Raw genomic sequence first — 10,013 nt, 5'->3', positions numbered from 1 at the left:
AGAAATTTTATATACACCTGTAATTGGTAAAAAAGTATTGGATTCCCATCTACACACTTGTGCTTCCGTTAATGTTCACGGGTTCCAGATATGCACAATAGTATTCTCCATAAATGTACTCCTCACTATGTCCTAGTGAGGACAGTGCTAACCGCTTAAATATCAAACTGGGAGTTAGATCACTCGCAAAACTTTGATCCGGATCGACTATCGCTTTCAATACCTCTTGTGAGGTATACCCACATTTTTTATCAGGTCTAGACTCGCCAGTATCAGCACTCGGTTACCCTCCTTTTTAATCTTAAGTAACCGAGTTTACGCTACTACAGGTCATCCAATATGAGTCAGGAATACCACGTCACCAGCCTTGTGGTGCATGCCACGCCTAAAACCTTACAGCAGGTTGAAGCCAATATCCGCGCATTAGTGGGTACTGATATTTATGCAATTACACCCGAAGGAAAATTGGTCGTTACCCTAGAAGGGAGTAGCCAAAGAGCGATTCTTGACAATATTGAAGCCATCAATGCCCTGTCCGGCGTGTTATCTGCCAGCTTGATTTACCACCAAGTAGAACCCTTAGTACAAGAGAGTGAGGAAATATTATGAGCATAAGCCGCCGCGAGTTTCTCAAGGCCAACGCAGCGGTTGCCGCTGCGACGGCCGTTGGCGTCACACTTCCCATTAAGATGGTCGAAGCCGCCGAACAAGCTGACAGTATCAAGTGGGATAAAGCTCCCTGCCGTTTCTGCGGTGTGGGGTGTAGCGTATTAGTGGGCACCCAAGCGGGCAAAGTGGTCGCCACTAAGGGCGATCCTGAAAGTCCAGTCAACCGTGGCCTTAACTGTATTAAAGGTTATTTCCTATCAAAAATCATGTACGGCAAGGACAGATTAACCACGCCATTGCTGCGGATGAAAGACGGCAAATACCATAAAGAAGGTGAGTTCACCCCAGTCAGCTGGGATGTGGCCTTCGATACTATGGCCGCGAAATGGAAACACAGTCTCGCCACCAAAGGCCCGACGTCGGTAGGTATGTTTGGCTCTGGTCAATGGACTATTTGGGAAGGTTATGCCGCCTCTAAACTTCATAAAGCAGGCTTCCTTACCAACAATATAGATCCTAATGCGCGCCACTGCATGGCCTCAGCCGTAGGCGGCTTTATGCGCACCTTCGGTATCGATGAGCCCATGGGTTGTTATGACGATTTAGAAGCCGCCGATCAGTTTGTGCTCTGGGGCGCAAACATGGCTGAGATGCACCCAATTCTGTGGGCAAGAATATCCGATAGACGTTTAAGCAGTCCAACGTGCCGAGTGCATGTGCTGTCAACCTTTGAGAATCGCAGCTTCGATTTGGCCGATAACCCTATGGTGTTCCGCCCACAGTCGGACTTAGTGATCCTCAACTATATCGCCAATTACATTATTGAAAATAAAGCAGTTAATACCGACTTTGTTACCAAACACACTAAGTTTGCCCTTGGGGTAGATGATATCGGCTATGGCCTGCGTCCAGACCATCCATTAGAGAAAAAAGCTAAAAATCCAGGCAATGGTAAATCAACGCCCATTAGCTTTGACGAGTATGCCAAGTTTGTCAGCACTTATACGCTGGAATATGCCGCCAAGATGAGTGGCGTCGAGCCAGAGAAGCTGGAGATTTTAGCCAAAGCCTATGCCGACCCTAAGGTTAAAGTCATGAGTCTGTGGACCATGGGCATTAACCAACACGTTCGCGGCGTGTGGGCGAACAACATGCTTTACAACATCCATTTGCTCACGGGCAAAATTGCCACACCGGGTAACAGTCCTTTCTCATTAACAGGTCAACCTTCGGCTTGCGGTACTGCACGTGAAGTCGGTACTTTCGCCCACCGTTTACCCGCCGATATGGAGGTCACTAACGACAAACACCGCGCCATTACCGAAAAACTATGGCAGGTGCCTGAAGGGACCATTCCCGCCAAACCTGGCTACCATGCCGTACTCCAGAGCCGTATGCTAAAAGATGGCAAGCTCAACTGTTACTGGACCATGTGTACCAACAATATGCAGGCAGGCCCTAACATCAACGATGAGATTTACCCTGGCTTTCGTAACCCAGAAAACTTTATCGTGGTTTCAGATCCTTATCCAACCATCACAGCCATGGCGGCAGATTTAATTTTGCCAACGGCAATGTGGGTCGAGAAAGAAGGAGCTTACGGCAACGCCGAGCGCCGTACTCATATGTGGCATCAGCAAGTAAAAGCCCCAGAAGGCGCAACCTCAGATCTGTGGCAACTAGTCGAATTTTCGAAACGATTCAAAGTCTCCGAAGTCTGGCCAGCCGAACTGATAGCCAAACAACCGGAATACGCGGATAAAACCTTATATGAAGTGCTATTTGCCAATGGCGTGATCGACAAGTTCCCAATTTCCGATTGCAAAGCCGAATTAAACGATGAGAGCGAACACTTCGGTTTCTACCTGCAAAAAGGTATTTTCGAAGAATATGCAGCTTTCGGTCGTGGCCATGGCCATGATTTAGCCGACTTTGACCGTTACCATGAAACCCGCGGCCTACGCTGGCCAGTCGTTAATGGCAAAGAAACGCTGCGTCGTTTCGTTGAGGGGAGCGATCCTTATGTCAAAGCGGGTGAAGGCTTTAAATTCTATGGCAAGCCAGATGGCAAAGCGGTGATTTTCGCCCTGCCCTATGAGCCCGCCGCCGAAGAGCCGAATGAAGAATACGATTTATGGATGTCGACTGGCCGCGTGCTGGAGCATTGGCACACAGGCTCGATGACAGCCCGCGTACCAGAGCTTTACCGTGCCTACCCCGACGCGCAGATTTTTATGCATCCAGAAGATGCGAAAGCTCGCGGCGTACAACGTGGTGACGAAGTCATAGTGGCCTCACCGCGCGGTGAAGTGAAAACCCGAGTTGAAACCAAAGGCCGTAACAAACCGCCACGCGGCGTAGTATTTATGCCTTTCTTCGATGCGCGCCAGTTAGTCAACAAACTGATATTGGATGCGACCGATCCCCTGTCAAAAGAAACTGACTTTAAAAAATGCCCAGTGAAAGTCTTCAAGGCGGAGAATAACCAATGAGAAAAATACTCACCTTAACTGCGTTACTCGTCGCCATTACCGGCTGTTCAGGTCAGCAAACCGACACCAACGTAGCACCAGTTAATATTCAATCCCTCGCAGGAAACATGGCGATCACCGACATTCGCCCAGCCGATGCCATGGCGATTTATCCTAGTCGCGGCACCGCCATTGAGCGCAGTTTTAGCGAGCAACCCCCGCTCATCCCACATAAGGACGATTACAAGATCACCTTAGATAAAAATGGCTGTTTAAGCTGCCATAGTTGGGACAAGGCAAAACGCATGAAAGCCACGCCAGTAGCTAAGTCCCACGTGATTGATGATAAAGGCACAGTTAACGGACATAACTATGCCTGTACTCAATGCCATGTCGCTCAGGCCGAAAACAAGCAACCACTCGTCGAGAATCAATTCTCCGTCCAGTAAACCACACTCCCCTGCAGAGCAAAGCCACCCGAGTTTATGAGGATGGCTTTTTTGCTATTTAAGCATCCAATCCTAATGAGTTAGCTTAGAGCCAGTAATGAGTATTCAAGTAAATATAAGACTAAACGTCTATCGCTGGTTCAGCGTCCGTTGCTGAACAGTACTTTCACCAAGGAAGGGATTGAGCAGAAGTTAAAAAGGCAAAGTGAGAATCGAGGGAAATAAAAATAAGAGCAGAATCTAAAACACAGAAAAGTAAAAACCCAGCCTAGGCTGGGTTTACTTGTTGTTTTGCTTTATGCAAATTACCCGCTGGAGCCGTTTTAGTTACTTGCGCCGCTTTAGCGTTTTGCACATCTTTTGCCACAGGCATAGCCGCCTGCCACAAAGCACCTACCCACAGACTTGAACTTGATTTCATCGGTATTCCCCTGTTTTGTTAACAAGGTCAAAGTAATACTTAGGCTATCATTAGTAAAATGAATAAATTCCATAATATGGATTCCATTTGAGCATGAACATCCCAATCAAGACCTTACAGTGTTTTCTAACCTTAGTGGAAACTGAAAACTTTACCCGCGCCGCGCAGAAATGTTTTATCACCCAGCCGACACTAAGCAAAATAATACAGAGACTTGAAGAAAGCCTTGGTGAAACCTTGCTGATCCGAAATAACCAAAAGGTTGAGTTAACTCAAGCTGGTCAGCTCTTTGAGCACAGTGCACGGGAAATCCTCGGCCAATGGCATAGACTGCAGGAGGACATGAGTAACCTTAGCGGTCTTAAATCGGGGCGGTTGCGACTGGGTGTATGTCCTATGATGAGCAGTCTTATTATTGGTTTGCTCACTAGCTATCGTAAGCGTTATCCGGGAGTTGAACTACACATGTATGAGTACGGTGGATTCGGCTGCGAACAAGCATTGCTCAATAACAGTCTCGATATCGCCTTTACTGCGCTACCCACGACCCATGAGACAGAACTCGTCAACCAACCCCTGACTAAGTACCCTTTACTCGCATGCCTGCCTGAAGGACATCCCTTAGCCGAGAAAGACCACTTAAAATGGCAGGACTTCCAACCCTATCCTTTTATCCTCTACAACGAAGACTTCTCCCTTGCTAAACTGATTAATCGCCTCAGTCGCAAAGCAGGTGTTCAACTCAATATTGCCTTTCGCAGCGGTCAGTGGGATTTCCTTGCCGCCATGGTCGAAGCCGATATGGGCGTCGCTATTTTACCTGAGCCTATCTGCAATCGATTAAGCACCAGTAAACTGGTCTTTAAACCTATGCAGCCCGCAATGACATGGGATCTGGCGCTTATTTGGCGCCAAAGTTTACCTTTAACACCAGCAGCCAAGGCCTTGCTCGAATTGAGTAAACAAAAAACTGAAGGCTGAGAAAATAAAGCGAGAACTAATATTATTTTAAACAACGAGATACGAAACTTCGTCAGCCGTAGCGGGTGATTACAGTTGGATCTCTCCCATAAAAAAACCGCTGCGAGCCTAGAGGCCGACAGCGGTTTTTAAGGTAAGTTAAGAATTACTTCTTAGCTTCAGCAGCCTTACGTTCTTTAACTTGAGCAACAACTTTCTCAGCTACGCTAGCTGGACATTGGCTGTAGTGTGAGAACTCCATAGAGAACTGACCACGACCAGAAGTCATTGTACGTAAAGTACCGATATAACCGAACATTTCTGATAACGGTACGTCAGCTTTAACGCGAACACCTGTTACACCAGCAACTTGGTCTTTGATCATGCCGCGACGACGGTTTAAGTCACCGATCACATCACCCACGTTGTCATCAGGGCTGAACACGTCAACTTTCATGATTGGCTCAAGAAGTTGTGGTTTAGCTTTAGCGATAGACTGACGGAAAGCGCCTTTAGCAGCGATTTCGAACGCGATTGCTGATGAGTCAACTGCGTGGAATGCACCGTCAGTTAATTCGAACTCAACGTCTAACACTGGGAAGCCAGCGATAGTACCTGTGTTCATCATGCTCGCGAAACCTTTCTCAACTGCTGGCCAGAATTCCTTCGGAACGCTACCACCAACAACTGAAGATTTGAACACGAAACCAGTGTTTGGCTCACCTGGGCGGATGATATATTCGATCTTACCGAATTGACCAGAACCACCTGATTGTTTCTTGTGAGTGTATTGATCTTCAACCATTTGAGTAATGGTTTCACGGTAAGCAACTTGTGGCTCACCTACGATCAATTCAACACCATAAGTACGCTTCAGAATGTCTACTTTGATATCTAAGTGAAGTTCGCCCATACCTTTAAGGATGGTTTCACCTGAATCTTCGTCAGTTTCTACGCGGAATGATGGATCTTCAGCGATCATCTTACCGATTGCGATACCCATTTTCTCAGAACCGCCTTTATCTTTTGGCGCTACTGCGATAGAGATAACTGGCTCTGGGAACACCATAGCTTCTAAGGTAACTGGGTGTTTCACGTCACATAAAGTGTGACCAGTTTGAACGTTCTTCATACCCACGATAGCGATAATGTCGCCAGCTTGAGCAGATTCAATTTCAATACGGTCATCAGCTAGCATTTCACACATACGGCCGATACGTTCAGTCTTGCCAGTCGCGCTGTTCAGGATGGTATCACCCTTCTTCAGACGGCCTGAGTAGATACGTACGAAAGTCAGGGCACCGAAACGGTCATCCATGATTTTGAACGCTAACGCTTTTAATGGCTCATCAGCAGAAACGATAGCGAATTCGCCAGTTTCGTTGCCTTCTTCGTCAGTTAATGGCTGTGGTTCAACTTCGTCTGGTGCTGGTAAATAATCAACAACAGCATCAAGAACCAGTTGCATACCTTTGTTCTTGAACGCAGAACCACAGTATGTTGGGAAGAAAGCCATAGTACGAGTACCTTTGCGGATACAACGCTTGATATCTTCGATAGATGGCTCTTCGCCTTCCATGTACGCTTCCATCACAGCATCGTCTTGCTCAACGGCAGTTTCGATCAGCATTTCACGGTATTCTTCAACCATGTCAACCATGTCAGCAGGTACATCTTGGATATTAAAGTTTTCTGGTAAACCAGACTCATCCCACACGTATGCTTTACGAGATAACAGATCAACAACACCAGTGAATTCGTCTTCAACACCGATTGGCAGAACCATAACCAGTGGAGTAGCAGCTAATACGTCTTTAGTTTGCTTAACTACGCGTAAGAAGTCAGCACCCATACGGTCTAACTTGTTTACGAAGATAATACGCGCAACTTCAGATTCGTTCGCATAGCGCCAGTTAGTTTCTGATTGAGGCTCAACACCGCCTGAACCACAGAATACACCGATACCGCCATCAAGCACTTTCAGAGAACGATAAACTTCAACGGTGAAGTCAACGTGTCCTGGAGTGTCGATAACGTTGAAACGGTGATCTCTCCAGAAGCAACTTACAGCAGCAGACTGAATAGTAATACCGCGCTCAGCTTCCTGTACCATGAAGTCAGTGGTAGATTCGCCATCGTGAGTCTCACCGGCTTTATGGATTCTTCCTGTTAACTTAAGGATACGCTCGGTGGTCGTGGTTTTACCCGCGTCAACGTGAGCGAAGATACCAATGTTTCTGTATTTGGATAATTCGGTCATGATTCAACTTTAATGAGTAGTTTAAGAAGTAGACGGAGTATGCGACAAATACCGACACACCGCACATCAGATTATTTTAGGCGCATATTGTAAATTGGAACCCAGCTACACGCAAATGGATAGCGCACTTTTTCACGATAAAGTCGCGTAATAATTTAAGGAAATCGCCATAAATACGAACTAAAACAGATAAGTAAAACACTTTAGCTTATTTTTCACTCAATCAATAAAAAACCTTAAATAAACCTCATTTTAATGGGATAAAGCGATTTTCAAGGGATTTCTATCATATCGTCAGTACAAACATCATACATTAACCTGCAAGCATGGATGCTAGAACAATCATGTTATACCTATCTCCAAAATAGAGATGACATCCGCGACTCACTTCAATCGCAGTCTTTTAGCCAAATAACCACAAATCAGTCTTGAGTAAACCCTTACGTGTCGATGCACATTTGATTACGCCCTTGTGCTTTAGCACGATAAAGGGCTCGATCTGCCCGCTCAAAACACAATTGTATAGGTTCGTTTTCTGCGAGCTTAGCGACACCAAAACTACAAGTTAAGTGAACATTGTCAGTAAATTGATAATTGTTAATCCTCTGCGCAATCCGCACACACAAGCTTTCAACTAATGGCAATGATGACTGTTGGCAGAGGATAACAAATTCTTCGCCACCCCAACGTGCAACCACATCAGAATCACGCACACAGTGCTGTAATACCTGTGACACTTGCTCAAGAATGCGATCGCCGACGTTATGCCCTAGCGTGTCATTAATCTCTTTAAAGTAGTCGATATCAATCATTACAAGGCACATGCCTGCCCCAGCAGATTTATCATGCTGCTCGTTATTAATAAAAAAGCGATTAAAGTAATGTCGGTTATACAATTTAGTTAAGGGGTCGTGGGTAGATAAAAATTCGAGTTCGGCATTTGACGCTTCAAGCTGTTCGCGTAAAGTTTCCAACTGTTTATTCTTATCGGTTAATCTTCGATTATATTGACTCATAAAGTAAGTTCTCGCCCCCAACATTAGGAGCAACAGACACGTAGCGCAGATAATTTGATACACAAGCGAATAGTTAGTCTCATCTATCACAGTCACATTATTCCACTTCTGATAAATCGTGATCCGCTCTTGCTCACTCACAGTGTTTAAGGCTTTATTTATCACAGGTAACAAGGACTCTTGACCATAAGCGACCCCCATCCGTAACTCATCTTCCGGCCCGCCCCAACCCGCAATTTTTAAATGTTCAAATCCCATTTGTTGAATGTAAGCGTTAACCGAAAACATTGACCCAACAAACAGATCTGCACGTTTATCCAGAACCGACTGCAATCCCGCAGGTTCACTGGCAACAGTAAGCATCTCTATCTGAGGATAATAATGCTGAATATACTCAGCTAAACGATAACCTTTGGGCACGGCTAAAATACGCGTATTGATATTCTCCAATCCTTGCAGAAAAGGCTGTTCTTTAAGTGAAACAAGCACATTGGGTGAGCGGAAATAGACATCACTGAAGTGCAGATAAGTCTCGCGTATTAGCGTTTTATTCAACATAGGGGTTAAATCGCACTGACCACTTTGCAAAAAAGATAAAGTTTCGGTCCAAGAAGATGTCGGCACTAGCTGAAACTTAAGGGAAGAATGTGACTCAACATGACGAATATAGTCCGATGAAATCCCCAGATGCTTACCTTCTCGTATTCCTTCATAGGGCAGCCAATCAGGATCAACGCAATAACGGACTATCACAGCAGACTTGACGCTAACATCTTGATCCGCAAGTTTAGTACTAGACACCAGGAAACGATCCGCATTCACCAGTAATGGCATACACAGCAATAGCGACACTAACCTCAATAAGCCACGCAATTCCATTGAAATTTCAACCTAAAAGCTGATGCTAGATGGGGAATGTAAAAAAGTGTATACGTGAAAACCACACAATACCAATTCCCATCATTGCTTATACGAAACGCTCGTTTGTCCATTGTGTCTTAACGCCTTCGTACATCAGCAAAACTTATCTTCATAAGGTGATCAGTTGATGGGAAAGAACGTTGCTAAGTTCACTCAGTCCTAAATTCACTCAATCTGAGTTTGGTATCACATTTAAAAAAGCCAATATTTATCGCTTGCTTCATCAGCAGGACTATCCTAAATAACCCCCCTTACTCGCCATCCAAAGCCATCACAGCGCCTTTTGCAAACCGCGATTATATGCAGCTGCACCTCGCCTTAACTTCTACAGCTACGTTCTTTGGCCGCTATACCGCGATCATGATGGACTGTGCGGGGGCATCAAATAAAGATGGCAGAAGATTTTATAATCTGAGATAAAACTGCAGCCTTATTCTCCGGAACTGAATCTGATAGAACAGTTGTCGCGGATATTAATAGAATTGATATAAAGCCAAATGGTGCAAATTATTCGTATCGTGGAAGGTAAAAAAGGGATTATCGAGAGAAAAATAGGAGGAAAACTGACTAATTGAATAGACACTAGGCTGGATTTCACAAATTACAGACGCAAAAAAGCCAGCTTATTCAGCTGGCTTCGTTACATCTCAATGAGATAATTAGGCGCTTGGCGATGACCTACTCTCACATGGGGAGACCCCACACTACCATCGGCGCGTTTGCGTTTCACTTCTGAGTTCGGGATGGGATCAGGTGGTTCCACAAGGCTATTGTCACCAAGCAAATTCTTACTGGTTAATTGTCCGTCTGACGGCATTGTTTCCTCGCTACTGTGCTCATGTACTAACGTACACTCCGCGCCTCGCTCGTCACGGCTTTGTCAGCCTAACAATTTCCTGCGTAATT

7 protein-coding genes and 1 rRNA gene are annotated in these 10,013 nt (G+C 45.4%); 4 read left to right on the top strand and 4 right to left on the bottom strand.

All coding sequences use genetic code 11. From position 1 onward, the window contains the following. Positions 1-339: 339 nt before the first annotated feature. Genes L5L98_RS19930 through L5L98_RS19920 form a run of 3 tightly spaced genes read left to right on the top strand, consistent with a single transcriptional unit; the run spans position 340 to position 3,529 of the window. Positions 340-609 (top strand): chaperone NapD, encoded by a 270-nt coding sequence (locus tag L5L98_RS19930; protein ID WP_263143063.1) that lies wholly within the window; start codon positions 340-342, stop codon positions 607-609. Further along, positions 606-3,101 carry a nitrate reductase catalytic subunit NapA gene (napA, locus tag L5L98_RS19925; protein WP_263143061.1) on the top strand — a complete coding sequence of 832 codons (2,496 nt, stop codon included), beginning with the start codon at positions 606-608 and terminating at the stop codon, positions 3,099-3,101. The genes L5L98_RS19930 and napA overlap by 4 nt, the downstream gene beginning before the upstream one ends. Continuing rightward, positions 3,098-3,529: a nitrate reductase cytochrome c-type subunit gene (locus L5L98_RS19920; RefSeq protein ID WP_028761791.1), complete on the top strand. Its 432-nt coding sequence runs from the start codon at positions 3,098-3,100 to the stop codon at positions 3,527-3,529. Before napA ends, L5L98_RS19920 begins: the two co-directional genes overlap by 4 nt. A gap of 268 nt (positions 3,530-3,797) precedes the next feature. On the opposite strand, the gene L5L98_RS19915 is transcribed toward L5L98_RS19920, so the two are convergent. Beyond that, positions 3,798-3,950: a hypothetical protein gene (locus L5L98_RS19915; RefSeq protein WP_263143059.1), complete on the bottom strand. Its 153-nt coding sequence runs from the start codon at positions 3,948-3,950 to the stop codon at positions 3,798-3,800. A 93-nt stretch (positions 3,951-4,043) separates the two neighbouring features. Between L5L98_RS19915 and L5L98_RS19910 the strand changes: the two genes are divergently transcribed. Beyond that, positions 4,044-4,931: a LysR family transcriptional regulator gene (locus tag L5L98_RS19910; protein WP_168822466.1), complete on the top strand. Its 888-nt coding sequence runs from the start codon at positions 4,044-4,046 to the stop codon at positions 4,929-4,931. Between the two features lie 145 nt (positions 4,932-5,076). Here the strand turns inward: L5L98_RS19910 and fusA are convergent, their stop codons facing one another. From fusA to rrf, 3 genes are all read right to left on the bottom strand, one after another. After that, the gene (gene fusA / locus L5L98_RS19905; protein WP_107402610.1) at positions 5,077-7,170 is read right to left on the bottom strand and encodes an elongation factor G; all 2,094 of its coding nucleotides are present in this window, start codon (positions 7,168-7,170) and stop codon (positions 5,077-5,079) included. A 440-nt stretch (positions 7,171-7,610) separates the two neighbouring features. Further along, the gene (locus tag L5L98_RS19900; RefSeq protein ID WP_173246758.1) at positions 7,611-9,065 is read right to left on the bottom strand and encodes a diguanylate cyclase; all 1,455 of its coding nucleotides are present in this window, start codon (positions 9,063-9,065) and stop codon (positions 7,611-7,613) included. Positions 9,066-9,772: 707 nt separating this feature from the next. Continuing rightward, positions 9,773-9,888, bottom strand: a 5S ribosomal RNA gene (gene rrf / locus L5L98_RS19895). Positions 9,889-10,013 lie beyond the last annotated feature (125 nt).

Origin of the sequence: Shewanella sp. SM23, assembly GCF_025654295.1 — a bacterium.
GTDB classification, from domain to species: Bacteria; Pseudomonadota; Gammaproteobacteria; order Enterobacterales; family Shewanellaceae; genus Shewanella; species Shewanella oncorhynchi.
This window is presented reverse-complemented; position numbering and strand designations above follow the sequence as displayed.